Genomic DNA, 25,990 nt, shown 5'->3' on the forward strand with positions numbered 1-25,990 from the left:
AGGTCGGTCGGGGTGGCGGTCATCCTCGTACCTCGGTGAGGACGGGAGTCGCGGCGAATTCGGCGCGGGCGAGGGAGCGTCGGTGCACTTGGTCGGGGCCGTCGGCAATCTGCAGGAACCGGGCCTGGGAGTAGAGCACCGCCAGGGGTGTGTCCTGCGAGAGGCCTGCGCCGCCGAAGATCTGGATGGCGTCGTCGACGATCTTCTTGACGGTGAGCGGCACGAGGACTTTCGCGGCGGCGATGTCGTGGCGGGCGGCTTTCGCGCCGTCGACGTCCATCCGCCAGGCGGCGCGCAGCACGGTCAGGCGGGCGGCGTCGACGGCGATGCGGGCGTCGGCGACGGTGGCCTGCACGACACCTTCGTCGGCGAGGGGTTTACCGAACGCGACGCGGGTGCGGGCCCGGTCGGTCATCAGGGCGATCGCCCGTTCGGCCATCCCGATCAGCCGCATGCAGTGGTGGATGCGTCCGGGGCCGAGCCGGGCCTGCGCGACGGCGAAGCCCTGACCTCGAGGGCCGAGCAGGTTCGCCTTCGGTACCCGCACCTTGTCGTAGACGATTTCGCCGTGGCCACCTTCGTGCCGGTCGTCGAACCCGAGGACCGCGGTGGAGCGCACGACGGTCACTCCGGGGGTGTCCATGGGCACCAGGACGATCGAGTGCCGCGACCCGGTGGGGGCGTCGGGGTCGGTGACGCCCATGACCATCGCGACCCGGTTGTCCTCCCGTAGCGCGGCGGTGGTCCACCACTTGCGTCCGGTCAGCACCCAGTGGTCGCCGTCGTCGGCGATCTCCAACCGGACGTTGTTGGCGTCGGAACTCGCGACGTCGGGCTCGGTCATCGAGAAGCAGGACCGGATCTCACCGTCGAGCAGTGGAATCAGCCACTCCTGCTTCTGTTCCGGCGTACCGTACAGGTGCAGCAGCTCCATGTTTCCCGTGTCCGGCGGGTTGCAGTTCACCGCCTCCGGGGCGATGGTCGGGCTCCACCCGGTCAACTCCGCGAGCGGGGCGTATTCGAGGTTCGTCAACCCCGCGCCCTCGCGGGCGGGCAGGAACAGGTTCCACAGGCCCTGCCGTTTCGCGGCGGCCTTGAGGTCCGCCATGATCGGCGGGGCGCCCCACCAGTCGGGTTTGGACGCCAGTTGCTCGGCGGCGATCGCCTCGGCAGGCAGGACTCGATCCTGCATGAACGCCGTCAGCCGGGACTGCAGGTCCCGCACTTTCGGGCTGTACTCGAAATCCATTGTCGTCAAGTCCTGTTCGGGAGTGGGTCAGTGTCGAAGCGTGGGGACCGAAGAGCGGTCGGCCTGGTCGAGAGCGCGTTGCAGCAACGTGGCGGTCATGTCGGCGACGCCGTCGAATCCGTCGCCGACGGTCTCGCCCTTGGCGTGCCGGGCCGCGATGCCCTCCATGATCACCGCCATCTTGAAGTCGGCGAACACGACGTACCAGTCGACGTCCGGCAGCTCGACTCCCCTTGTGGCGGCGTACCGTTCGAGCATCTCGCTTCGGGTGGGAAACCCGTCCATCGCCGCGATTCCGCGGGTGATCGGGTTCGGCGCCTCACCAGGAACGTCCCAGAAGCCGAGCATGATGCCTACGTCGGCAAGGGTGTCGCCGAGGGTCGCCATCTCCCAGTCCAGGAGCGTCACGATCCGGCCACGATCCGTCCGATCGACGAGCACGTTGTCGAGCTTGACGTCGCCGTGGACAATCCCGGGAAAACGACTGTCCGGCAGACTTTTCCGCAGCCGGGCGAGGATATCGTCGACCTCGGGACGATGAACGGTCCGTGACGCCTCCCACTGACGCTCCCACCGGCCCAACTGACGCTCGAGGTAGCCGTCGGCGCGACCGAACTCGGCCAGTCCGACCGACGCGGGGTCGATGGCGTGCAGCGCGGCGAGCGTGTCCGCGAAGTCGAACCCCAGCCGGCGACGCTCGGCGGCCGTGAGCACCTCGGCCTGCTCGGGAGTTCCGACGGCGACGCCGTCGACCAGTTCCATCAGGTAGAACGGCGCACCCAGCACATCGATGTCCTCGCACAGGTGTACCGCCTGCGGCACCGGAACCGCAGTGCCACCGAGCGCCTCGATCACCGTGAACTCGCGCACCATGTCGTGCGCACTCGGCAGCACGTGACCATACGGAGGACGCCGCAGCACCCAGGACCGCGCGCCGTCGGCCAGACGGTACGTGGGATTCGAGCGGCCACCGCCGATCAGCGACGCCGTCAAGGCACCCACGAGACCACCGTCGATCACGCCACGGAGGTGGGCGTCGAGCGCGGGGAGGTCGAGAACGGGCTGCGTCTCGAGTGGGGATGTGGTCACTGGAGATACCCTTCGTCACCCTCAGCCAAACGATCGTTCGGCTGAACTCATAGTGACTTAGCGCACGTTCAGTGTCAATAGTCGGGGGTAATTTCCCCTCTACCAGGGCATACAAACAGGAGATCGGCGGTGCGTGATGCACCGCCGATCAATCGTTCGCTCGAATCCCGGCTCCCCCGGGTGCGGGTCAGGCCGCGCCCTGCACCATCGCCAAGGCAAGATCCGCGTATCGCTGCGCGAGGTCCTCCGGGGTCAGCGGGCCGTCGGAACGCCACCACGCACACACCGACTGCCCCATGTTGATGATCGCCCGCGCCGCGTCCCGGGGTAGCGGCGTCGCGAACGCACCCTCCTCCACGCCCCGATCGATGACGTCACGGAAGATGCTCTCCTGCTCGTCGCGCAGTGCGACCACGAGACGCCTGCCGTCGGGGTCGAGACTGCGAATCTCGCTGGCGCCGACCAGTGCATCGGACTGCCTCGTGGTGTGGAACATGATCCAGGCCCGCACCACCGCCTGCAGCTGGCCTGCCGGAGTACCGGAGGACCGCACGAGCGCTCCACGAGTCATGGCGATCGCATCGTGCAACGCGCGAACCATGATGTCCTGCAGGATCTCCTGCTTGCCCGCGAAATGGTGATAGATCGACGCGACGGTGATGTCGGCGCCACTGGCGATGTCACGCATCGACGTCCCGTGGTAGCCGCGTTCGGTCATGTTCCGGACCGCCGAGTCCAGAATGACCTGCCGCCCGACCGTCCCCTTCGCAGCACACATGGCCCCGAGCGTACCGAACGACTGTTCGGGATGGGTCAGGCAGCGCTCGTGGTGCGGTAGACGTCGTACACGCCCTCGACGTTGCGAACGACGTTCAGGACGTGACCGAGATGCTTCGGGTCGCCCATCTCGAAGGTGAACCTGCTGATCGCGACCCGGTCTCCGGACGTGGTGACGGACGCGGACAGGATGTTCACCTTCTCGTCGGCGAGCGCCTTGGTCACGTCCGACAGCAGCCGGTGCCGGTCGAGTGCCTCGATCTGGATCGCCACCAGGAACACCGACGACGCGGACGGCGCCCACTGCACCTCGATGATCCGCTCTTCCTGCTCCCGCAACGACTTCGCGTTGGTGCAGTCGGTCCGGTGCACACTGACCGCGCCGCCACGCGTCACGAAGCCCATGATCTCGTCGCCCGGCACCGGTGTGCAGCACTTGGCGAGCTTCGCGACCGTGCCCTCGGCTCCGGGAACGAGCACACCCGCGTCGGTGCCGCGACGGGGACGCATCGGCATCGTCGACGGCGTCGACCGCTCGGCGAGCTCCTCCTCCACTGCGCCGACACCACCGAGCTGTGCAACCAGCCGCTGCACGACGTGCTGCGCAGAGACGTTGTGCTCGCCGACCGCCGTGTACAGCGCCGACACGTCGGCGTAGTGGAGTTCGTGGGCGATCGCCGACATCGACTCCGCGTTGAGCAGCCGCTGCAGCGGCAGACCCCCGCGCCGAACCTCCTTGGCGATGGCCTCCTTGCCCGCTTCGAGCGCCTCCTCGCGGCGCTCCTTCGCGAACCACTGGCGGATCTTCGCCTTGGCCCGCGGCGAGACGACGAACGTCTGCCAGTCACGACTCGGACCTGCGTTGACCGCCTTGGAGGTGAACACCTCCACGACCTCGCCGTTCTCGAGTTTGCGTTCCAGCGCGACGAGCCTGCCGTTGACGCGGGCACCGATGCACCTGTGCCCGACCTCGGTGTGCACCGCGTACGCGAAGTCCACCGGCGTCGATCCCGCGGGCAGGGTGATCACGTCGCCCTTCGGGGTGAAGACGAAGATCTCCTTGACGGCGAGGTCGTACCGCAGCGACTCGAGGAACTCCCCCGGGTCCGCGGCCTCCCGCTGCCAGTCGAGCAGCTGACGCATCCACGCCATGTCGTCGACCTCGGCGGTGTCGGACCCGTGCTTGCCCTTGGTCTCCTTGTACCGCCAGTGCGCGGCGATGCCGAACTCTGCGGTGCGGTGCATGTCGCGGGTGCGGATCTGCACCTCGAGCGGCTTGCCCTCGGGACCGATCACCGTGGTGTGCAACGACTGGTAGACGCCGTACCGCGGCTGCGCGATGTAGTCCTTGAACCGGCCCGCCATCGGCTGCCACAGCGAGTGCACCACACCGACCGCGGCGTAACAGTCGCGGATCTCGTCGCACAGGATCCGCACACCGACCAGGTCGTGGATGTCGTCGAAGTCGCGGCCCTTGACGATCATCTTCTGATAGATCGACCAGTAGTGCTTCGGCCTGCCCTCCACCGTGGCGCTGATCCGCGACGCCGTCAGGGTCGCGTTGATCTCGGCCCGCACCTTGGCGAGGTACGTGTCCCGTGACGGCGCCCGGTCCGCGACCAGGCGCACGATCTCCTCGTACTTCTTCGGATGCAGGATCGCGAAGGCAAGGTCCTCGAGTTCCCACTTGACCGTCGCCATGCCGAGCCGATGAGCAAGCGGCGCAATCACTTCCAGCGTCTCGCGGGCCTTGCGCGCCTGCTTCTCCGGCGGCAGGAACCGCATCGTGCGCATGTTGTGCAGGCGGTCCGCGACCTTGATGACGAGCACGCGCGGGTCACGCGCCATCGCGATGATCATCTTGCGGATGGTCTCGGCCTCGGCCGCGTGACCGAGCACCACCTTGTCGAGCTTCGTCACGCCGTCGACGAGATGCGCAACCTCCTCACCGAACTCGTCGGTGAGCTGCTCGAGCGAATACCCGGTGTCCTCGACCGTGTCGTGGAGCAACGCCGCGATCAGGGTGGTCGTGTCCATGCCGAGCTCGGCGAGAATCGTCGCCACCGCGAGCGGATGGGTGATGTACGGATCGCCGGACTTGCGCTTCTGGTCCGCGTGCCGTTCCTCGGCGACGTCGTAGGCGCGCTGCAGGATCGCCAGATTCGCCTTCGGGTAGAGCTCCCGGTGGATCGCGACGAGCGGCTCGAGGACCGGACGGATCGCCGCGTTGCGCTGAGCGGTGATGCGGCGCGCCAACCGCGCCCGCACCCGACGCGACGCGGACGTCGGCACCGCCGCATCGTTCGGCGTCGCTCCGCCGGACCCGGACCTGTCGAGGTTCTGCGTCATATCCGTCACCTCCCACCGAGTCGTGGCCTCAGGGTTCCACCTTCAGGCTCGAACGAGTACCCGCAACAACCTTAGTCCTCAGATCGTGAGCAGCGACGTCAGCGGGCGATCCGGCAGCCTGCCGCGTCCGCCGAGAGCCTCCAGTTCGAGGACCACCGCGACCGAGACGACCTCGGCACCCGCCGCTTCCAGCAGTTCCACGGCCGCGCCGAGTGTGCCGCCCGTGGCGAGCACGTCGTCGATGACCAGCACGCGACGACCGGTCAGGTCGATCCCGTCGGCGGGAATCTCCAGCGTCGCGGTGCCGTACTCGAGCGAGTAGGAACACGAATGGACCGGCGGCGGCAGCTTGCCTGCCTTGCGCACCGCGAGCACCCCGGCTCCCATCGCCCGCGCCGCGCCCGCGCCGAGCAGGAACCCGCGGGCGTCGATACCGGCGACGAGGTCGGCGTGCCTGCCGACCGCGACCAGTGCATCCACGACGTCACGGAACGCGTCCGCATCCGCGAAGACGGGCGTCAGGTCGGCGAACCGGACGCCCGACTGCGGGAAGTCGTCGGCCCATCGGATCAGGCGTGCGACATCCTCGGATGCCAGGGAAACGGCGCCGGCTGCGCCGGGAAGATCGGTGCTCACCTGAGAAGTATCCACCGATCCATGTTCCAGCCAGAACCGGCGATCGTGGAATTCGGCACCGCCGCGTGCATACCGTGCGCGATCGAGATGCTGCGTGGGGCCGCGAACAGTGGAATCGTCGGCATCTCGGACCACAGGATGTTCTCGGCCTCCGTGGTGAGATTGAGGCGACTCCCGTCCGAGGTGTCGACCGCGAGTTGGTCGGCGATCTCGGTGACGCGGCCGTTGACGAAGCCTCCCAGGTTCGTGCCATTTCCGATCGCGAGCGAATACGCCGGGGTCACGAGCGAATCGACGCCTGCGGACCCCTGCGCCCCTGCCGTGCCTGCGAGGACCGCGTCGAGTGCGCCCGAACCGAGCGCCCCCGGCGTCCAGTCCGGTGAGCCGGCGTCCTCGACGGTGATGTCCGCCGGAGCACACGCCTCCGCGATCGCGGCGACGATGTCGGCCCGACGCCGGTCCGGGGCGAGATAGCCGATGCGAACGGTGACCTCTCCCTGACCGGACGCATCCATCGACCGTCGCGCCGCGTCGACGTCGGGCTCGCGGTAGCGGCCGTCGGCGACACCCGCTGCGGTCGGATAGATCAGCATGTCCTGCTGGGCGAGCCGGGAATCGAGGACCCCCGAGCCCAACCCTGACGACTTGTCGAAGCCCGGATGCCCGTACTCGTCGAACAGTCGCTGACGAGGAACGCAGGACGCGAAGGCGCGGCGGGCATCGGCGGACGCGAAGACACCTGTCGTCGCCAGCACGAGCTGCTCGCTGCTGCGGCCGGGCGCCGTGGTCGTGTCGTAGCCGTCACCCGGCGACAATCCCTCGATCCCACCCGCCGCCGTGTCGACGACATCGAGATCACTCGATTCGAGGTGCGACGGCAGATCGGAGTTCTTGGGCCACACCACGATCCGCTCCGTACCGGGCGAATTGCCCCACCAGCGTTCGTTCGCGACGAGCACCACCTCGCCGTTCTCGCCGACCGAATCGAGCCGGTACGGACCGGACGACGGGAACAACGCCGGATCCGCCTGTCCCGGGACGAGATTCCACCCGTTGTTCCAGAACTCGGCGAGCCTGCCGATCGCGTCCGGGTCACCCGAGGACACCGCGCCCACGACGTCCGGAACGTTCGCGACCCGACCAGCGACATGCGACGGCATCAACGCCGTCGCCCCGAACAGGGCGGGCCACTCGGCGTACGCCCGGCCCGGTTTGAACACCACGGTCGCATCTTTCGACCCGGGCTGGCAGTCGACACGGTCGATGTCCGCGTACCCGGCCCGACTCGCGGACCGGAACTGCCCGAACCTGCCACTGCTCGCCGCCCACGCGAGCACGAGGTCGTCGCACGTGACCGGGACGCCGTCCGAGTAGACGGCGTCCGGGTTGAGCCGGTAGCCGACGGTCAGTGTGTCGCCGGGAACGGTGTTCGCCGTCCCCATGTCACCATCCGACAGCGCCGTACCCTCCGGCCCGATGTAGCTCAGCCCCGGCAGCACCCGGACGAACGCCTGCCTCGCGCCACTCGCCGCACCATCGACGGTGTTGGCGTTGTAGGTGGTGACGACGTTGTCGATCGCGTACCCGATCGACGGAACCTGATCCTCCGGGGAGGAACAGGCCGCGCCGGTCGCGATCAGTGCGAAGGTGGCGGCCACCGCCGAGGCGCGCCTGCCGCGGGAGTGGCCGAAACCCCACCAGGTCACCATGCTCTACTGCCTCTTCTTGTTGCGCTTTCCGGTCGGCCGGGCACCCGGTTTGGGCGCCTCGGCGGTGTGACGCAACACGGGCGCCGACCCACCCGAGCCTGCCAGTGCGACCCCGGAAACCGAATTCGACCCGCCGGACCGTGCAGCACGCTCGGCGCGGCGCGCCGCGACCTTGCGGGTGTGCGCCGCGACCGGACCCCACCGCTCCTTGATCGACACCAGCATCGGCGTCGCGAAGAAGATCGACGAGAACGCGCCGACGATGATGCCCACGAGCTGAACGACCGCCAGGTCCTTCAGGGTGCCGACACCGAGCAGGCCGACGGCGACGACGAGCAGGCCGATGACCGGCAGCACGCTGATCAGCGTGGTGTTGATCGACCGCATCAGCGTCTGGTTCACCGCGAGGTTCGCCTGCTCCGCGTACGTCCGCCTCGTCGTGTGCAGCACGCCTCGCGTGTTCTCCTCGACCTTGTCGAACACGACGACGGTGTCGTACAGCGAGAAACCGAGAATCGTCAGGAAGCCGATCACCGTGGCGGGAGTGACCTCGAGGCCGACCAGCGAGTACGCGCCCGCGGTCACGACCATGTCGAAGAACAGGGCGATGATCGCGGCGATCGCCATGTCCCGCTCGAAGCGGACTCCGATGTAGATGCTGACGATCACCAGGAACACCACGAGGGCGATCAACGCCTTCTTGGTGATCTGGCTGCCCCACGTCTCACTGACGTCCGCGATGCTGATCGCATTCTTGCTCGGCTGGCCGTTCTGATCCTCCGGCTGGAAGGCGTCGAACAGCGCGTTCTGGAGTTCCGCGGTCTGGCGGGCGTCGAGCGCCACCGACCGGATCTGGATGGTCGAGCTGTCACCGGTGCCGACCGTCTGCACCGATACGGGATCCTCACCGAGGGTGTCGGCGTACACGTCCTCGACCTGTTCCGTGGTGGCGCCAGAAGCCGCCGGGAACTGGATGCGCGAACCACCCTCGAAGTCGATGCCGAGCGAGAATCCGCGGAAAACCATGCTGGCGAGCGAGATCAGGACCAGCGCCGCGACGATCCCGTAGTACATCCGGCGCTTGCCCACGATGTCGAAGGCGCCGGTGCCGGTGTAGAGGCGCGAGAACAGCCCGTGCTTGGGCAGCGACGTCTGGTCGACGGTGTCGTCGGCCAGATTCGCGGTGGCCGTGTCGGTTCCCGATCCGGTGGGTCCCTGGGGGTTCGTCATGATCAGGACTCCTTCGCCTGCGCCGCAGCGGCCGCAGTCTTGCGTTCACGTGCCACCTCGGTCACGGCACCGAGGCCGTTGACGCTCGGCTTCGACCAGAAGGCCGACTTGGACGCGAGATGGACCAGCGGATGCGTCACGAGGAACACGACGATCACGTCGAGGATCGTGGTCAAACCGAGGGTGAACGCGAACCCGCGCACCTGACCGACCGCGAGGACGTACAGGACGGCAGCGGCGATGAAGCTCACGGCGTTGCCGGACAGGATGGTCCGTCGCGCCCGCGCCCAACCACGAGGAACCGCGGACCGGAAGCTACGTCCCTCCCGCATCTCGTCCTTGATGCGTTCGAAGTAGACGACGAACGAGTCCGCGGTCATGCCGATACCGATGATCAGACCGGCGATACCCGCGAGGTCGAGGGTGAACCCGATGTAGCGGCCCAGCAGAACCATGATCGCGTACACCAACAGACCCGACAGGATCAGCGACAGTGCGGTGAGGACGCCGAGCATCCGGTAGTAGATCAGGCAGTACAGCAACACCAGCACGAGACCGATCGCGCCCGCGATCAGGCCGGCCTCCAACGACGCGAGACCGAGGGTCGCGGACACCGTTTCCGCCTCCGATGCCTCGAACGAGAGCGGCAGCGAGCCGTACTTGAGGGTGTTGGCCAGTTCCTTCGCGGTCGTGGCCGTGAAGTTGCCGGTGATCGAGGTCGCGCTGCCCGCGGGCGTCGCGCCCTGGATGACCGGAGCGCTGACGACCTTCGAGTCGAGGGTGAACGCGGCCTGCTTGCCGATGTTCGCCGCCGTGAACTGCGCCCAGGTGCTGCTCGCATCCGACTTGAAGGTCAGGGACACCTCATGGCGTGCCTGCTGCGAGTTGAAGGCCGACGAGGCATCGGAGATGTCCTGGCCGTCGATGATGCTCGGCCCGAGCAGGTAAACGGTCGTGCCGTCCGTGGAGCACGCCACGAGAGGGAGCGTCGGGTCGTCGTTGCCCTGCAGCGGATCGGAGGCGTTGCAGTCGAGCGTGGCCATCGCCTGCTGCTGCACGGCCGGATCGGTGCTCTGGCGGGTCGCCTTGGCCTCGGCGATCTCCCCGGCCGCTTCGTCGGTCTGATCGGTTGCCTCGGGAGCAGGCGCCTCGGTCGCGGGAGCCTCGGTGGTCGCAGGAGCCTCGGTGGTCGGTTCCTGTGCCTGTGCCGGGAACGGACGGTTCTGCGGCGCGGGGGCCTCCGTCGCCTCCGGAGCAGCCGGGGGCTCGGTGGCCGCGGGCGCCGTGGTCCCCTCCGGAGTCGTCGCAGGCGCGGGCTGCGCGCCTCCGGCTGCCTGCGATCCGAGCACCGGCCGGATGTACAGACGCGCCGTCTGACCCAGGGTGCGGGCCTGCGCACTGTCGTCACCGGGAACGGTGATCACCAGGTTGTCGCCGTCGATGACGACCTCGGAGCCGGACACGCCGAGACCGTTCACACGCGTCTCGATGATCTCCTGCGCACGGCGCAGGCTGTCCTGGCTGGGAGTGCTGCCGTCCGGCGTCCGCGCCGTCAGGGTGACACGCGTGCCGCCCTGCAGGTCGATGCCGAGCTTCGGGGTCGGTGATTTGTCCCCGGTGAAGAAGACGAGCGCGTACAGCGCGGCGACGATCAGCCCGAAGATCACGAGCGAACGCGCAGGCCGGACGGCTCCGCTGGGTGATGCCACGATCCGTTGTTCTCCTAGTTGCTCGGTACCGCCACGGAAGCCGCAGTGGAGTGCGGACCGTCGGCCCTACACACGACCGCTGCCGAGTGTGTGATCACTCGGCAGCGGGATGCGATCGGTTCATTCCTTGTCGAGGCGCCGCTGCGTCTGCTCGGGAGTTTCCTCGAGAGTGGTCGCCGCGCCGTCGCCGGGGGTGTCGGCATGGCCGTTCACGTCGGCATTGTCGCTTTCGTCGACATCGTCATCGTCGTCGAGATCGTCGGCGTCTTCGGTGACGAGTTCACGGATGACCATGCGGGACCAGGTGGACACCACGCCCGGCGCGATCTCGAGGTCGACGGTGGACTCACCGAGGGCCTCCACCGTGCCGTACAGACCCGCGGTCGTCATGACGCGGTCACCGACACTGAGCGAATCCTGCAGTTCCGCGGTCTTCGCCATCTCCTTCTTCTGACGGCGGATACCGAGGAACATCGGTACCAGCAGGGCGAGAATCAGGAGCGGGAACAGCAATTCCATCGTTGAAGTCAGTCCTTGAGGGTCATCCGTGTCCGGTCCCGTGTGGACCGGCCCGCCACACAGTCTGCCACTACTCCCGCAGCGCCTGCTGCGGTTCATTCACACGCACCTCGATCCCGCCGGACGCGGCCTCCGGCGGTGGCGTCAGCCCGAGCCATTCCCACGCGGCGGCCGTCGCGACGCGACCACGCGGAGTGCGGGCGACCAGGCCTGCCCGCACGAGGAAGGGTTCGCACACTTCCTCGACGGTTCCGGGCTCCTCACCCACCGCGACCGCGAGCGTCGAGACACCGACCGGTCCCCCGCCGAAGCTCCGCACCAATGCGCTGAGCACCGCCCGGTCCAGCCGGTCGAGTCCGAGTTGGTCGACGTCGTACACGGCCAGTGCCGCCCGGGCGACGTCGCGGGTGATGACCCCGTCGGCGCGCACGTCCGCGAAGTCTCGGACGCGACGCAGCAGCCGGTTCGCGATACGCGGGGTGCCGCGGGACCGCCCGGCAATCTCCGCGCTCGCCTCGTCTCCGAGGTGCACACCGAGAATCCCGGCCGAGCGCAACAGGATTCGCTGCAGCTCCGGCGGATCGTAGAAGTCCATGTGCGCGGTGAACCCGAACCGGTCCCGCAGCGGCCCGGTGAGCGCGCCCGACCTGGTCGTCGCGCCCACGAGGGTGAACGGGGCGACCTCCAGCGGAATGGATGTGGCGCCCGGCCCCTTTCCGACGACGACGTCGACGCGGAAGTCCTCCATCGCCAGGTACAGCATCTCCTCCGCCGGACGGGCGATGCGGTGGATCTCGTCGATGAACAGCACGTCGCCCTCGACCAGGTTGCTCAGCATCGCCGCGAGGTCGCCGGCCCGTTCGAGCGCGGGACCGGACGTCAGACGCAACGACGTACCGAGTTCCGTGGCGATGATCATTGCCATCGAGGTCTTGCCGAGGCCGGGAGGCCCCGACAGCAGAATGTGGTCAGGGGTGCCGCCGCGCATCTTGGCACCCGCGAGCACGAGCTGGAGCTGCTCCCGAACGCGGGGCTGGCCGATGAAGTCGTCGAGGGACGACGGACGCAGGCTCGCCTCGATGTCGCCGTCGCCGGCGACCAGCTCGGCCGATACCTGCGATTGCGCGGGATCGCCGAACTCGATCCCGTCGTCGTCGCTCACCGCGTCTTACCCAGCAGTGCGAGCGCGGCTCGCAACGCGCGGGAGGTGTCGGCGTCGGGGTCGGCGGCGAGTACCGAATCCGTCGCAGGCTCGGCCTGCTTCAGCGGGAACCCGAGGCCGACGAGTGCCTCGACGATCTGGTCGCGGATGGGCCCCGCGGCGGGCGCGCCCGTCGGCGACCCCGGCGCCACGGGTACGGCCTCGACCTTGTCCCGCAACTCGACGACCATGCGTTCGGCGCCGCGCTTGCCGATGCCGGGTACGCGGGTCAGCGCGGTGACGTTGCCCTCGGCGAGTGCCTTGCGCAGCGCCTCGGGCTCGAGGACCGCGAGGGTCGCCATCGCCAGCCGAGGGCCGACACCGGACACCGTCTGCAGCAGACCGAACAGGTCGCGGGACTCCGTGTCGTGGAAGCCGTACAGCGTCATCGAGTCCTCGCGGACGATCATCGCGGTGACCAGGCGGGCGTCGGCGCCGCGCTGCAGGGTCGCGATCGTCGCCGGAGTCGCGTTGAGCCGGTATCCGACACCCGCGGCCTCGATCACCACATGGTCGAGTGCGATCTCCAGAACCTCGCCCCGTACGGACGCGATCATCGTGTACCTGCCTTCTTCACCCTGGACCTGTTCAGTTCCGCGAGACGCGCCTCGTACCGTCTCTTCTGGTCGGCCGCCGCAGCCTCGGCGCGCGCCATTCGCTCGATCATCGGTGCTCGCCAACAGTGGCAGATGGCCAGTGCGAGCGCATCGGCGGCGTCCGCGGGCCGAGGCGCCTCCTGCAGGCCGAGAATGCGGGTCACCATCGCGGTGACCTGCGCCTTGTCGGCGCGCCCGTTGCCGGTCACCGCCGCCTTGACCTCCGAAGGCGTGTGGAACCGGACCGGCACACCCCGCTGACTCGCGGCGAGCGCGATGACACCACCCGCCTGGGCGGTCCCCATGGCGGTCGAGACCTGATGCTGCGCGAAGACGCGTTCGATCGCCACGACTTCGGGGCCGTGCACGTCCATCCAGTGGCACGCCGCGTCGTACACGGAGTTCAAGCGCAGCGCCAGATCCATGTCCGCCGGGGTGCGCACCACGTCGACGTCGAGCGCGGTCACCTGCCTGCCGCGCCCGGACTCCACCAGCGCGATACCGCACCGCGTCAGCCCGGGGTCGACACCCATCACCCGCACGTGCCCACCTCTCGCCAAGACTCACAGCCGCTACGAACAGTTGTTCGAGAGTATAGGCGCGTGCGGTGACAAGACCGCGGACCAACACGGTCCGCCGGTCAGCGGTTCGACCGGATGGCTGCCAGGTCGCGGCCGTCCCGGAGTTGGGCGGCGATGGCCTCGATCCGGTCGGCCGACTCCCGCCAGCCGCGAACCGCCTCCTCGTGGACGACCTTCCCGTCCCGCCGTGTCACCACTGTCCACGGCAGCCCGAACAGGGCCCGCATGAACACCCAGACGGGGACCAGCAGCAAGAGCAGCAGGAACTCGAGGCCGACGACCAGCGCCAGCAGCAGAACCGGCAGCATCAGGACCGCCAGCACGATGCCGATGACGGCGCTGATCGGGTCGTCCCCGAGTGAGCTGCCGTCGAAGCCGGGACCCCAGTCCGGCACGGACGCCCGCCGCCGCCACGGCAGCCATCGGCGGCGGACGCTCCACCGAACGTTCCGGTCGTCCCGGAATCGCACCGGCCCGGCCTCAGGCGTCGAGCTCGGCGAGGACCTCGTCGGAGACGTCGACGTTGGTGTAGACGTTCTGCACGTCGTCGGATTCCTCGAGCGCGTCGACGAGCTTGAACACCTTGCGGGCGCCCTCGACGTCGACGGGGACCTCGACCGAAGCACGGAAGTCGGGATCGGCGGCGTCGTAGTCGATACCCGCGTCGACGAGTGCGGTACGCACCGCGATCAGGTCACCGGCCTCGGACACGATCTCGAACTGGTCGCCCAGGTCGTTGATCTCCTCGGCGCCCGCCTCGAGCACGACCTCGAGGATCTCGTCCTCGGAACGGCCTGCCTTGTCGAGGAGCACGACGCCCTTGCGGGTGAACAGGTACGACACCGAACCGGGGTCCGCCATGTTGCCGCCGTTGCGGGTCATCGCGGTCCGGACCTCGCCCGCGGCACGGTTGCGGTTGTCGGTGAGGCACTCGATGAGCACGGCGACACCGTTGGGGCCGTAGCCCTCGTACATGATGGTCTGCCAGTCGGCGCCGCCCGCTTCTTCACCGGCGCCGCGCTTGCGCGCACGCTCGATGTTGTCGTTCGGGACGGACGTCTTCTTCGCCTTCTGGATGGCGTCGTACAGCGTCGGGTTACCGGCCGGGTCACCACCACCGGTCCGCGCCGCCACCTCGATGTTCTTGATCAGCTTCGCGAAGGCCTTGCCGCGCTTGGCGTCGATCGCAGCCTTCTTGTGCTTGGTGGTGGCCCATTTGGAGTGGCCGCTCATGCGTGAATTCCCTCTTCCCGGTGTGTTTGGGTGCGCCCGCAGCAGCGAGGCGGCCACGGCAGGAAGCACACAGTAGCGCCAGTTTACCCGCGCGAGACCAGCGCCTCGCGGACCATGCCGACGAACAGTTCGTGCACGCGTCGATCGCCGGTCACTTCGGGGTGGAACGACGTCGCCAGAACACCGCCCTGACGTACCGCGACGACGCGGCCCGCGGCCGGTCCCTCCGGCACGGTTGCCAGGACCTCGACGCTCTCCCCCACGCGCTCGACCCACGGCGCGCGGATGAACACGGCCCGCATCGGGGCGCCCGCAACACCCGCGAAGTCTAGGTCCTCCTCGAACGAGTCGACCTGCCGTCCGAAGGCATTGCGCCGCACCGTGATGTCCAGACCCGACAGGCACTGTGCGTCCGGGCGGGTGTCGAGGATCTCGGAGGCGAGCAGGATCATCCCCGCGCAGGATCCGTAGGCGGGCATACCCTCGCGGAGACGTTGGCGCAGCGGTTCGAGCAGGTCGAAGACCACCAGCAGTCGGCTCATCGTCGTCGACTCGCCGCCGGGGATCACCAGCCCGTCGACAGCGGCGAGTTCACTGCTCCGCCGGACGGTGACGGCCTCGGCGCCGGACGCGCGCAGTGCCGCGATGTGCTCCCGGACGTCACCCTGCAGGGCGAGCACCCCGATCACGGGTCGGCGGTCGGGTTCGACCGGGGTGGGATCCCCCGGGACGTGCGCGGTGTCGATGACGGATCCAATCACATTGTCGGTAAAGATTGTTCACTCACTCTCTGGGTTGCGCAGCAGGCGGGTCAGACCCTCCTGAACCACCGCGGCGACCAGGTCACCGGACCGGTCGAAGATGCGTCCCTGGGTGAGGGCGCGGCCGAAACCGGCCGAGGGCGACGACTGGTCGTACAGCAACCACTCGTCGGCGCGGAACGGACGAAGGAACCACAGTGCGTGGTCGAGCGACGCCTGCTGCACCCGTACGTCGGCGTGCGGCACCTGCGCCGACCCGAGCAGGGTCATGTCGGACATGTACGCCAGCGTGCAGATGTGGAAGACGGGGTCCTCGGGCAGCGTGCCGCGGTACCGGAACCACACCTGCTGCTGCGCGGGCACGCCCGGCCTGCGGGCGATCTGCTCCTGCGGGACGAACCGCAGGTCCCAGTCCGCCCACTCGCGGTACTCCCACGACAGCTCCTCCACCGAGCGGGCGGTGTCGGGAAGTTCGTCCGGGTCCGGGACGGGAGGCATCCGGTCGGCGTGCTCGATACCGACGTCCCCGACGTGGAACGACGCCGACATCGTGAAGATCGCCTGCCCGTCCTGCACCCCGGTGACGCGGCGGGTGCAGAAGGAACGGCCGTCGCGGATGCGGTCGACGAGGAACACGGTCGGGATCGTGGGGTTCCCCGGGCGAAGGAAATAGCCGTGCAGGGAGTGCACGCGGTACTGCGCGTCAACCGTGCGGACAGCGGAGACGAGCGCCTGTCCGGCCACCTGGCCACCGAACGTGCGGGTGAGCATCGTGTCGGCCACGATCCCCCGGAAGATGTCCTTCTCGAGCTGTTCGAGTTCGAGGATCTCTTCGATCGACGACATGGCGTGTCCCCTCTTCCGGCAGGTGCTCAACCTAGCAATGCGACGGCCCCGCATCAGGTATGCGGGGCCGTCGTCGATCACTGCGTGCGGGTCACCAACCGCGCTCGGCGAGCCGGTGCGGCTGCGGGATCTCGTCGACGTTGATGCCGACCATCGCCTCACCGAGGCCGCGCGAGACCTTCGCGAGGACGTCCGGGTCGTCGAAGAAGGTGGTGGCCTTCACGATCGCCGCGGCACGCTCGGCCGGGTTGCCGGACTTGAAGATGCCCGATCCGACGAAGACGCCCTCGGCGCCGAGCTGCATCATCATCGCGGCGTCGGCCGGGGTCGCGATGCCACCGGCGGTGAACAGCGTGACGGGCAGCTTGCCCTCCTTTGCGACCTCGACGACCAGCTCGTACGGTGCCTGCAGCTCCTTGGCCGCCACGTACAGCTCGTCCTCGCTCATCGACCCGAGGCGACGGATCTCCGCGCCGAGGGTCCGCATGTGGGTGGTGGCGTTGGAGACGTCTCCGGTGCCGGCCTCACCCTTCGAGCGGATCATCGCCGCGCCCTCGGTGATCCGGCGCAGGGCCTCACCCAGGTTGGTGGCGCCACACACGAAGGGAACGGTGAACTTCCACTTGTCGATGTGGTTGGCGTAGTCGGCCGGCGTCAGGACCTCGGACTCGTCGATGTAGTCGACTCCGAGGGACTGCAGGATCTGCGCCTCGACGAAGTGGCCGATGCGGGCCTTCGCCATCACCGGGATCGAGACCGCAGAGATGATGCCGTCGATCATGTCGGGGTCGCTCATGCGGGACACGCCGCCCTGGGCGCGGATGTCAGCCGGGACACGCTCGAGTGCCATCACGGCGACGGCGCCCGCGTCCTCGGCGATCTTCGCCTGGTCCGGGGTGACGACGTCCATGATGACCCCGCCCTTGAGCATCTCGGCCATCCCACGCTTGACGCGGGCCGTGCCGACCTGGGCAAGCGAAGCAGCGGGGGTTTCTGGGGTGCTCACGGCATGACTCCATCGGTAGTGACCTGTATCGGGAAACGCCCGCGACGTGGTCCGGTCTCACGTATTCCTCGTAACGACCACGCTCGGGTACCCCAATCCTATGACGTGGGCGTCCGTGTCTCATCGCCCGGTCAGCGAATGGAACGGACCCCCGGGTCCTCTTCTTTCGCAGCGACGTCCCCGGCCTCGGCCAGCAGGTCGGGCAACTCGGTCGGGTAGACCACCTCACCACCTGCCGCGATGGCCCGCATGTCGTCCGCGGTACACCAGCGGTGGTCGGTGATCGCCCGACGTTCCTGCTCGGTGAACCCACCGCGCTGTGGACTGAACGCGGCGCGCCGCAACACGAAGAACAACTCCTCGGAGCGAATCACCTCGCCGTCGTACGGGAACACCGCGACCCGCCGCCAGATCGGCCCACGAAGCGAGGAGGCGTCCACGTGGAGACCCGTCTCCTCCCGGATCTCTCGGACCGCGGCCTCCCGCAGCGTCTCCCCCTGCTCGACACCGCCGCCGATCGTGAACCAGAAGTGCACGTCCGGGACCTTCGGGTCGTGCCCGCGCAGCAGCAGCACTCGCCCGTCCTCGTCGAGCAACACCACGCGTGCCGAGGTTCGCATCTCGTCGACACCCGCGCCCGCCGAGGTGGTGGGGCGTTCGGCGATCTCGAAGTACGTCGGAAGCGGCGCGGTACCGCCCAGGTGCAGCCAGCGAACCGGCCTGCGGGTGCGCAGCGCGAGCGTGTCGCGGACCGCGTCGTTGTGGAACCGGCGTGCGATGAGCACCCGAGCCTCGGCGTCGGCTAGTTCCGCCACCAACTGCGGTGGCAGCGCCGCGCTCGGCACCGCGACCAGCGCGGCGGACAGGCGGTTCTCGGTGGACTCACGCTCAGCGCGGTCGGCCCGCTCGGCCTGATCGGCCAACGCCGCCAACCGTTCTCCGTCCAGTTCCGGGCGTGGCGCGGATCCGAACGCGTATCCCGTCGGGACCACCGCGGCGGCCACCGCGCGCGCCACCACCGCTCTGCGTGCGAGTGCCGCGTCGAGCGCCTGCCACGAGAGATCGGAGCGAACGTGCAACCGGTCGAGGCGGTTCGCGGTGCCGTATGCCCACACCGCGACCGCGACGAGTATCGCGACGACGAGCGCGATGACGAGGATCGTCGTCGCGGAGAAGGTCATCACGCCTCCACCCGCACGCCGCGCGCACCGATGGTGACCGTCTCGTACACCCGCAGGATCTGTTCGGCCACCACCGGCCAGTCGTACTCGGCGACAACCTCGGTGGCGACGCCGACGAGTGCACGGCGCCGGTCGGGATCGGACAGCAGTCCGTCGACTGCCGCGGCCAGCGCGGCGGAGTCACCGATCGGAGTCAGGATTCCGGCGGTCCCGTCCCGGAGCACCCTCCGGAACGCGTCGAGTTCGCTCGCCACCACGGCGGTGCCCGCCGCCATCGCCTCGACCAGCACGATGCCGAATGACTCACCACCGAGATTCGGAGCGCAGTACACGTCGGCGGACCGCAACGCCGACGCCTTCTCCTCGTCGCTGACCTGCCCGAGCAACCTCAGGTGTTTCGCGTACCGACCGGCCTCCTTGAGCAGCCGGTCCTCGTCGCCGCGGCCGACCACGAGAACCTGGAGGTCGGGGTGCCGCTCGACCAGCGCGGGCAGCGCGCCGAGCAGGACCGCCATCCCCTTCCGGGGCTCGTCGTAGCGGCCGAGGAACAACACCGTGCCGCCTTCACGCGGATAGCCGTCGAGCGGAGCGGCGTCCGCGAACGCGGAGACGTCGACACCGTTCGGGATCTCCACGGCGTCCGAACCGAGCGACTCGACCTGCCAGCGGCGAGCGAGTTCCGACACCGCGATCCGGCCGGAGATCTTCTCCAGATACGGCTGGAGCACACCCTGAAAAGTACTGAGCACCAACGACTTCGTCGTCGAGGTATGGAAAGTCGCGACGATCGGACCCTCCGCGATCTTCATCGCGAGCATGGACAGACTCGGGGCATTCGGCTCGTGGATGTGCAGCACGTCGAAGTCGTTGTCGGCGATCCACCGCCGCACGCGGGCGTACGCGACCGGCCCGAACGTCAGCCGGGCGACCGACCCGTTGTAGGGAATCGCGACCGCGCGGCCGGCAGAGACGACGAAGTCGGGCAGCTCCGTTCCGTCCGACGCAGGCGCCAGGACACTCACCCGATGGCCGCGCTCGATCAGCACGTGCGCGAGCTCGACGACGTGCGCCTGCACGCCGCCGGGCACGTCGAACGAGTACGGGCACACCATCCCGATCTTCACGTCACGACTCCATTCGAGCCAGGCGCGCTTCGGACAGGTCGGACAGCCACAACGGTTGCAGCATGTGCCAGTCCGCGGGGTGCGCGGCGATGTTCTCCGCGAAGCGGTCCGCGAGCGTCTGGGTGGCCGCGCCGACCCCGCCCGCGGTGTCGATCGCGGCGCCGACGGAAAATCCCCAGTCGTCGCCGTCGAACCAGCAGTGCACCGGGAGCAGCGCCGCACCGGTCTCGATCGCCAGCTTCGCCGGTCCAGCGGGCATCCGGGTCGGTTCCCCGAAGAACGTCACGGGAACACCGCGTTTGGCGAGGTCCCGCTCGCCGAGCAGACACACCACCCGGTTGTCGCGCAGGCGGTCCGCGAGCTGGCCGAACGGCGGGGTCTCGCCGCCGCTGAGCGGGAAGATCTCGAAGCCGAGGCTCTCCCGGTAGGCGACGAAACGCTGGTACAGCGACTCCGGCTTGAGACGTTCCGCGACCGTCGACAGGGTGCCGTGGGCCTGCACGAGCCACACGCCTGCCATGTCCCAGTTGCCGCTGTGCGGCAGGGCCAGTACGGCGCCGGTGCCCGCGGCGAGCGCGGCCTCGACGTGTTCCTTGCCCTGGATCTTCGCGTCGAGCCGGCGACCGAGCTCGGCCTGGTCCATCGACGGCAAGCGGAACGCCTCGCGCCAGTATCGGGCGTAGGACCGCACCGACGCCCGGATCAGCTCGTCCGGCACCTGCTCCGCGGGTACGCCGAGAACGCGAGCGAGGTTGCGCCGCAGCTGGTCCGGGCCACCCTTCCGACACGCGAAGTCCGCTCCCGCGTCGAACAGACGGGTCGCGACCGATTCGGGAAGGGCACGCACCAGCCGCCAGCCGGCGGCGTACCCGAGGTCACTCGCCCGCTCCGCGACGCTCACTGCTCGGAGTCCTGGTCGGCGGGCTTCGCGACCGTCAACAGCTCACGCGCACCCGGTGAGTTGCGGACCGCCAGCACCCGCTGGAACACGGTGATCACGCTGGCGACAGCCAGGATCCACATCGCGACGTAGATCGCCCACTCCAGCCAGTCGATTCCGAAATGCCCGGCGATACCGGTCAGTCCGGCGCCGGCGAGGACGATGACCAGCCGATCCGGACGCTCGATGAGCCCACCGTCGGCGGTGAGTCCGCTCGCCTCGGCACGCGCCTTCGCGTACGAGATCACCTGCGAGGTCACCAAACAGATCAGCGTCGCCACCAGCAGCGACCGGCTGTTCTCGTGGTAGACGGCCCACCAGGCGAGGCCTGCGAAGATCGCTCCGTCCGCGACGCGGTCACACGTCGCGTCGAGCACCGCGCCGTACCGCGTTCCACCGCCACGAGCGCGCGCCATCGCCCCGTCGAGCATGTCGAACATGACGAAGAACCAGATGAAGATGGTTCCCCAGAACAGGTGCCCGGACGGGAACAGGGTCACCGCACCCGCCACGCTCGCGACCGTGCCGAACACGGTCACCGCGTCCGGAGTCAACCCCGTGCCCACCAGTGCACGACCCAGCGGCGCCGTGACTTTCGAGACCGAGGCCCGACCCAGAATGCTCAGCATCTAGATGCTCCCGACGTCGGTGGACATCTCCTGCCACGCCGCCGACAGCAGGGCCCGCGTCTCACGCAGCAACTGCGGCATCACCTTCGTGCCGCCGAGGACCGTGATGAAGTTCGCGTCGCCGCCCCAGCGCGGAACGATGTGCTGGTGCAGGTGTTCGGCGAGCGAACCGCCTGCTGCCGCACCGAGATTGAGCCCCACGTTGAATGCATCCGGTCGCGACACCCGCTTGACGACTCGAATCGCCTGCTGGGTGAATGCCATCAGCTCCGCCGACTCGCCCGCCGTCAGGTCCTCGAGCGCAGCAACCCGCCGATAGGGCACCACCATCATGTGCCCCGGGTTGTACGGGTACAGGTTGAGCACCGCGTAGACGTGCTCGCCGCGCGCGACGATCAGGCCTTCCTCGTCGCTCATCTTCGGGATCGCCGTGAACGGACCCTCGTCCGACTTCGCAGCCCGGGGCGACTCCGCGATGTACGACATCCGATGCGGTGACCAGAGTCGCTGCAGCCGGTCCGGGTCGCCGGGACCGGTGTCGGTCAGCCGGCCCGGCTCGTCACTCTCGGTCATTGCAGACCGCCGAGCAGTTCGGCCGTGGGCGAGGCGTTCTCGCGCCGCGCGATCCAGCCCGTGATCGCGGCGACCACGTCGTCCACCGGAATGCCGTTGACCTGCGTGCCGTCGCGGAACCGGAAGCTGACCGCGCCCGCCTCCACGTCCCGCTCGCCGGCGAGCAGCATGAACGGCACCTTCTGGGTGGTGTGGTTGCGGATCTTCTTCTGCATCCGGTCGTCGCTGACGTCGACCTCGGCGCGCACACCCGCGGCCTTGAGCTTGCCGACGACGTCGAACAGGTGCGCCTCGAACGCCTCGGCGACGGGGATACCCACGACCTGCACGGGTGCCAGCCAGGCCGGGAACGCACCCGCGTAGTGCTCGGTGAGCACACCGAAGAACCGCTCGATGGAACCGAACAGGGCGCGGTGGATCATCACCGGCTGGTGCTTGGCGCCGTCGGACCCGGTGTACTCGAGCTCGAAGCGCTCGGGCTGGTTGAAGTCGAGCTGGATGGTCGACATCTGCCAGCTGCGACCGAGCGCGTCCTGCACCTGCACCGAGATCTTCGGGCCGTAGAACGCGGCGCCGCCCGGATCCGGGATCAGGGTCAGACCCGACGCCTCGGCGACCTCGGCCAGGGTGTTGGTCGCCTCTTCCCAGGTCGCGTCGTCGCCGACGTACTTGTCGGGATTCTTGGTGGACAGCTCGAGGTAGTAGTCGTCGAGGCCGTAGTCCTTGAGCAGGCCGAGCACGAAGTTCAGCGTGCGAGTGAGCTCGTCACGCATGTCCTCGCGCGTGGTGTAGATGTGCGCGTCGTCCTGCGTCATGCCCCGCACGCGGGTCAGGCCGTGCACGACGCCCGACTTCTCGTAGCGGTAGACGGAGCCGAACTCGAACAGGCGCAGCGGGAGTTCGCGGTAGGAACGACCGCGGGACCGGAAGATCAGATTGTGCATCGGGCAGTTCATCGGCTTGAGGAAGTACTCCTGGCCGGGCTTGCGCACCGTGCCGTCCTCGTTCAGCTCCTCGTCGATGTGCATCGCCGGGAACATGCCGTCGCGGTACCAGTCCAGGTGACCGGAGACCTCGTAGAGGTGACCCTTGGTGATGTGCGGCGAGTAGACGAACTCGTAGCCCTCCTCGACATGCCGCTGACGGGAGTAGTTCTCCATCTCCTGGCGGATGATGCCGCCCTTGGGATGGAACACCGGAAGTCCGGAACCGAGCTCGTCGGGGAAGCTGAACAGGTCCAACTCGGCACCGACCTTGCGGTGGTCCCGTCGCTCGGCCTCGGCGATCAGCTCCATGTGCTTGTCGAGCGCCTCGGAGGACTCCCAGGCGGTGCCGTAGACGCGCTGCAGATCCTCGCGGTTCTGATCGCCACGCCAGTACGCGGCCGAGCTGCGGGTCAGCTTGAAGGCGGGGATGTGCTTGGTGGTGGGAATGTGCGGACCACGGCACAGGTCGCCCCACACCTTCTCGCCGGTCCTCGGGTCGAGGTTGTCGTAGATGGTCAGCTCGTTGCCGCCGACCTCCATCACCTCGGGGTCGTCGATCCCGGACTTGTCGTCGATCAGTTCGAGCTTGAACGGCTCGTTCGCGAGCTCCGCCCGGGCGTCCTCGATGTTCTCCACCACGCGGCGCGAAAAGCGTTGCGCGCCCTTGACGATCTGCTTCATCCGCTTCTCGAGGCGGGTCAGGTCCTCGGGGGTGAACGGCTCCGCGACCCGGAAGTCGTAGTAGAAGCCGTCCTTGATCGGCGGGCCGATGCCCAGCTTGGCGGCCGGGAACTCCGCCTGCACGGCCTGCGCCAGCACGTGCGCGCAAGAATGCCGGATCACCATGCGTCCGTCCGCGGTGTCGGCCGCGACGGCCTCCACCTCCACGTCCTGCTCGGGGATCCACGACAGGTCCTTGAGGTTGCCCTCGGCGTCGCGGACGACGACGATCGCGTCGGCGCCCTTGCCGGACAGCCCGGCCTCGCGGACCGCCGTGCCGGCGGTAGTCCCCGCAGGCACCCGGACGCGGGCGGCTGGGGCTACGGATGCAGGCGTGGTCACGGCGATGTGCTCCTCGTGTGGTGGGCCGACCCCGGTACGGGCCGGTCGATGAGAACTCATGCTATCGGCCGCCCGGGTGATCGACCCGATCACCCGGCCGGGCGGTCACAGCGCGGCCTGCTGCGGCCGTGTCACAGCGCGGCGAGCCGCGCCTGGCGAACCTCCGGCAGTTGATGCGGGCAGCTGACGCACTTCGCTCGCTCGGCGGCCTCGTCGCCCTCGGGGGCGACCACCCGGTAGATCAGACAGCACGAGGCACGCCTGAGGAACGTTCGAGATCCGACCTCGACGAAACGGGGAACGGGAAGCGGGGGTCCGACCAGTTCCGCGAGACGCACGGCGAGCGTCGCCGACCCAGCGTCGAGCGCCCGGTTGGCAAGGGAGTCCGATGCGAGCGCCCACATGGCCGGGGCCGCGCCTCCTGCCTGTCCCAGCGCGTCGACGATCGCGGTGAGCGATCGGCGGAGCCCGTCACCGAGTCCGTCGAGGTCTGCGACCCGCCGGGAATAGGTGACACGGGCGGGCGTTCCGTCGGCCTGCAGGGCGCCGCTCGTCGCATCCAGGGACGGATCGGGGACGGCGCCCACGATCGTCGTGTCGTCGAAGAGCGGCGCGAGAAGGACCGAGCTCGCCGAGTACCACCAGATGGTGGCGGCTGTCCGCCGGTCGGTGGTACGCCATCGGCGTCCGGTCTCCTCGATCCGCTGTGTCAGCCACACCGGGTCAGCCAGGTCCGCGCCGGTGAACAATGTGGTCACAGGGGCGATTCGAGTATCGAGTGCTCGATTCCGAACCAACCACCGACCAGCGAGAACGTCCCGAGAACCCACAGCGTCGCCAGCACGATCAGCATGGTCGCCAGCGCCGACAGCGCCTTGACGACGATGGACTGCTTCGCGAACCAGTCCATGAAGGCGTCGTACTTCGCTTTCGCGAAGTGGAGGAGCCGGTGCGCCCAGGCGAACTCCGACCCGAGGATGCCGAGGCCCGCGAACACGATCAACCAGCCCGGCCCGGGGTACGGGATCGTGACGATCCCGACGACGAGGACCGCGGTGCCGATCACCCCGACGGCGATGCGATAGCTCAGGTTCAGAACGGGATTGGACGCGATCTGCCGCCGTGCCCGCTGCCATCGGTTCTCGGTGCGCACCTCTTCTGTCACGGGCACCACGGTACCCAGATGTGACGGGCGACGTACCGGGCGATCACCCGATCCGTCACGGACTCGATTCCAGGTCGAAGTCGCCCGCCTCGACCCGCGCACGGAGCTCGTCGGCGTGTCCGAGTGCGCGACCGATCTCCTCGGCCATCACGTGGGCGGCCGACTGCCAGGCGACGGCTCGGATGCGTTCGAGGTTCTCGTCGAACTCGGCCTGTGTCGCATTGCCGTGGTACTTGCCACCGGACTCGCTGATCCACCGCGCGACGAGCAACTCGCACACCTCGCGGAGCCGGGCACGCATGACACCGGCCGACCATCGACTCAGCTCGAATTCTGTTCCTATCGAATACATTTCGAGTGCACCACGAAGCTGGGGAACACTGTCGACGTACCAGACCTTTCGACCGTCACCCTCGGTGCGGCGCTCCAGGTAGCCGGCCGTCACGAGCGCGCCCACGTGTTCGGGGTAGGCGTCGCCCAGCAGGTCCGCCAGCTCGCCTTCGTCCATCGTGCGCGCCGACGTGGCGAGCCAGGCGGCGCCGGCGAACGCGGGGCCGAGCAGGTCCACGACGTCACTGCCCACCTCGCCGCCCTCGCCGAGAACGGTGCGGATGGTCTGAAGCCGCAACCCCTTGGACTGAAGCGCGACGATCGACCGCAACCGCTCGAGGTGGTGCTGGGCGTACACCGCCTGGCCCGTTCGCCTGGACGGCTTGGGCAGCAGCCCCTCGGACTGGTAGTAGCGGATCGTCCGGACGCTCACATCTGCACTACGGCCCAGTTCGGCGAGTGTGTACTCCCTGTCGTCCGTCACCCCACCCACCTCCATCCCGCGTCCC

Annotated in this window: 26 protein-coding genes; all 26 read right to left on the reverse strand. The window is 68.5% G+C overall.

The features are described 5' to 3' along the window. Nucleotides 1-19: 19 nt before the first annotated feature. A complete protein-coding gene (locus FFS72_RS03805; RefSeq protein ID WP_137872676.1) occupies nucleotides 20-1,249 on the reverse strand; it encodes an acyl-CoA dehydrogenase family protein in 1,230 nt (409 codons plus the stop codon). 27 nt (nucleotides 1,250-1,276) lie between these two features. Continuing rightward, the gene (locus FFS72_RS03810) at nucleotides 1,277-2,338 is read right to left on the reverse strand and encodes a phosphotransferase family protein (protein WP_137872677.1); all 1,062 of its coding nucleotides are present in this window, start codon (nucleotides 2,336-2,338) and stop codon (nucleotides 1,277-1,279) included. Nucleotides 2,339-2,525: 187 nt separating this feature from the next. Continuing rightward, entirely contained in the window at nucleotides 2,526-3,116 is a 591-nt protein-coding gene (locus tag FFS72_RS03815) for a TetR/AcrR family transcriptional regulator (RefSeq protein WP_137872678.1), read from the reverse strand. Between the two features lie 35 nt (nucleotides 3,117-3,151). Next, nucleotides 3,152-5,464: a RelA/SpoT family protein gene (locus FFS72_RS03820; protein ID WP_050066051.1), complete on the reverse strand. Its 2,313-nt coding sequence runs from the start codon at nucleotides 5,462-5,464 to the stop codon at nucleotides 3,152-3,154. Between the two features lie 78 nt (nucleotides 5,465-5,542). Further along, complete coding sequence (locus FFS72_RS03825; RefSeq protein WP_137872679.1) at nucleotides 5,543-6,100, reverse strand: adenine phosphoribosyltransferase; 558 nt, start codon at nucleotides 6,098-6,100, stop codon at nucleotides 5,543-5,545. Then, the gene (locus FFS72_RS03830; RefSeq protein ID WP_137872680.1) at nucleotides 6,097-7,809 is read right to left on the reverse strand and encodes an ABC transporter substrate-binding protein; all 1,713 of its coding nucleotides are present in this window, start codon (nucleotides 7,807-7,809) and stop codon (nucleotides 6,097-6,099) included. Before FFS72_RS03830 ends, FFS72_RS03825 begins: the two co-directional genes overlap by 4 nt. A 3-nt stretch (nucleotides 7,810-7,812) precedes the next feature. Further along, nucleotides 7,813-9,039, reverse strand: a complete 1,227-nt coding sequence (secF, locus tag FFS72_RS03835) for a protein translocase subunit SecF (RefSeq protein ID WP_171018545.1) — start codon at nucleotides 9,037-9,039, stop codon at nucleotides 7,813-7,815. 2 nt (nucleotides 9,040-9,041) lie between these two features. Next, nucleotides 9,042-10,748: a protein translocase subunit SecD gene (gene secD / locus FFS72_RS03840; RefSeq protein WP_137872681.1), complete on the reverse strand. Its 1,707-nt coding sequence runs from the start codon at nucleotides 10,746-10,748 to the stop codon at nucleotides 9,042-9,044. Nucleotides 10,749-10,868: 120 nt separating this feature from the next. Then, nucleotides 10,869-11,267, reverse strand: a complete 399-nt coding sequence (yajC, locus tag FFS72_RS03845) for a preprotein translocase subunit YajC (protein ID WP_137872682.1) — start codon at nucleotides 11,265-11,267, stop codon at nucleotides 10,869-10,871. A gap of 70 nt (nucleotides 11,268-11,337) precedes the next feature. Then, entirely contained in the window at nucleotides 11,338-12,411 is a 1,074-nt protein-coding gene (ruvB, locus tag FFS72_RS03850) for a Holliday junction branch migration DNA helicase RuvB (protein WP_502704074.1), read from the reverse strand. Nucleotides 12,412-12,425: 14 nt separating this feature from the next. After that, nucleotides 12,426-13,025, reverse strand: coding sequence for a Holliday junction branch migration protein RuvA (gene ruvA / locus FFS72_RS03855; RefSeq protein WP_137872684.1), 600 nt, complete (start codon nucleotides 13,023-13,025; stop codon nucleotides 12,426-12,428). Continuing rightward, nucleotides 13,022-13,606, reverse strand: coding sequence for a crossover junction endodeoxyribonuclease RuvC (gene ruvC, locus FFS72_RS03860; protein WP_084734337.1), 585 nt, complete (start codon nucleotides 13,604-13,606; stop codon nucleotides 13,022-13,024). Before ruvC ends, ruvA begins: the two co-directional genes overlap by 4 nt. 98 nt (nucleotides 13,607-13,704) lie before the next feature. Then, nucleotides 13,705-14,115: a hypothetical protein gene (locus tag FFS72_RS03865; protein WP_137872685.1), complete on the reverse strand. Its 411-nt coding sequence runs from the start codon at nucleotides 14,113-14,115 to the stop codon at nucleotides 13,705-13,707. A gap of 10 nt (nucleotides 14,116-14,125) precedes the next feature. Continuing rightward, the gene (locus tag FFS72_RS03870; RefSeq protein ID WP_050066061.1) at nucleotides 14,126-14,878 is read right to left on the reverse strand and encodes a YebC/PmpR family DNA-binding transcriptional regulator; all 753 of its coding nucleotides are present in this window, start codon (nucleotides 14,876-14,878) and stop codon (nucleotides 14,126-14,128) included. A gap of 83 nt (nucleotides 14,879-14,961) precedes the next feature. After that, entirely contained in the window at nucleotides 14,962-15,624 is a 663-nt protein-coding gene (gene pdxT, locus FFS72_RS03875; protein WP_050066256.1) for a pyridoxal 5'-phosphate synthase glutaminase subunit PdxT, read from the reverse strand. 33 nt (nucleotides 15,625-15,657) lie between these two features. After that, on the reverse strand, nucleotides 15,658-16,485 hold the full coding sequence (locus FFS72_RS03880; RefSeq protein ID WP_137872686.1) for an acyl-CoA thioesterase: 828 nt from the start codon (nucleotides 16,483-16,485) through the stop codon (nucleotides 15,658-15,660). A 91-nt stretch (nucleotides 16,486-16,576) separates the two neighbouring features. Continuing rightward, a complete protein-coding gene (pdxS, locus tag FFS72_RS03885; RefSeq protein WP_050066063.1) occupies nucleotides 16,577-17,491 on the reverse strand; it encodes a pyridoxal 5'-phosphate synthase lyase subunit PdxS in 915 nt (304 codons plus the stop codon). 131 nt (nucleotides 17,492-17,622) lie between these two features. Then, nucleotides 17,623-18,672 (reverse strand): NUDIX hydrolase, encoded by a 1,050-nt coding sequence (locus FFS72_RS03890; RefSeq protein WP_137872687.1) that lies wholly within the window; start codon nucleotides 18,670-18,672, stop codon nucleotides 17,623-17,625. Next, complete coding sequence (locus tag FFS72_RS03895; RefSeq protein WP_050066065.1) at nucleotides 18,672-19,796, reverse strand: glycosyltransferase family 4 protein; 1,125 nt, start codon at nucleotides 19,794-19,796, stop codon at nucleotides 18,672-18,674. The genes FFS72_RS03890 and FFS72_RS03895 overlap by 1 nt, the downstream gene beginning before the upstream one ends. Before the next feature lies 1 nt (nucleotide 19,797). Next, nucleotides 19,798-20,697 (reverse strand): phosphatidylinositol mannoside acyltransferase, encoded by a 900-nt coding sequence (locus FFS72_RS03900; RefSeq protein ID WP_137872688.1) that lies wholly within the window; start codon nucleotides 20,695-20,697, stop codon nucleotides 19,798-19,800. After that, entirely contained in the window at nucleotides 20,694-21,365 is a 672-nt protein-coding gene (gene pgsA / locus FFS72_RS03905; RefSeq protein ID WP_137872689.1) for a phosphatidylinositol phosphate synthase, read from the reverse strand. The genes FFS72_RS03900 and pgsA overlap by 4 nt, the downstream gene beginning before the upstream one ends. Beyond that, entirely contained in the window at nucleotides 21,366-21,938 is a 573-nt protein-coding gene (locus tag FFS72_RS03910) for an ATP adenylyltransferase (RefSeq protein WP_137872690.1), read from the reverse strand. Beyond that, on the reverse strand, nucleotides 21,935-23,986 hold the full coding sequence (gene thrS, locus FFS72_RS03915; protein WP_137872691.1) for a threonine--tRNA ligase: 2,052 nt from the start codon (nucleotides 23,984-23,986) through the stop codon (nucleotides 21,935-21,937). Before thrS ends, FFS72_RS03910 begins: the two co-directional genes overlap by 4 nt. A 131-nt stretch (nucleotides 23,987-24,117) precedes the next feature. Further along, nucleotides 24,118-24,744, reverse strand: coding sequence for a (2Fe-2S)-binding protein (locus tag FFS72_RS03920; protein ID WP_137872692.1), 627 nt, complete (start codon nucleotides 24,742-24,744; stop codon nucleotides 24,118-24,120). Then, nucleotides 24,741-25,151, reverse strand: coding sequence for a TIGR02611 family protein (locus tag FFS72_RS03925; RefSeq protein WP_171018546.1), 411 nt, complete (start codon nucleotides 25,149-25,151; stop codon nucleotides 24,741-24,743). The genes FFS72_RS03920 and FFS72_RS03925 overlap by 4 nt, the downstream gene beginning before the upstream one ends. Nucleotides 25,152-25,206: 55 nt before the next feature. After that, nucleotides 25,207-25,965 (reverse strand): MerR family transcriptional regulator, encoded by a 759-nt coding sequence (locus tag FFS72_RS03930; RefSeq protein WP_249353103.1) that lies wholly within the window; start codon nucleotides 25,963-25,965, stop codon nucleotides 25,207-25,209. Between the last annotated feature and the right edge of the window lie 25 nt (nucleotides 25,966-25,990).

Source organism: Rhodococcus sp. Q (assembly GCF_005503035.1).
Classification (GTDB): domain Bacteria; phylum Actinomycetota; class Actinomycetes; order Mycobacteriales; family Mycobacteriaceae; genus Rhodococcus_G.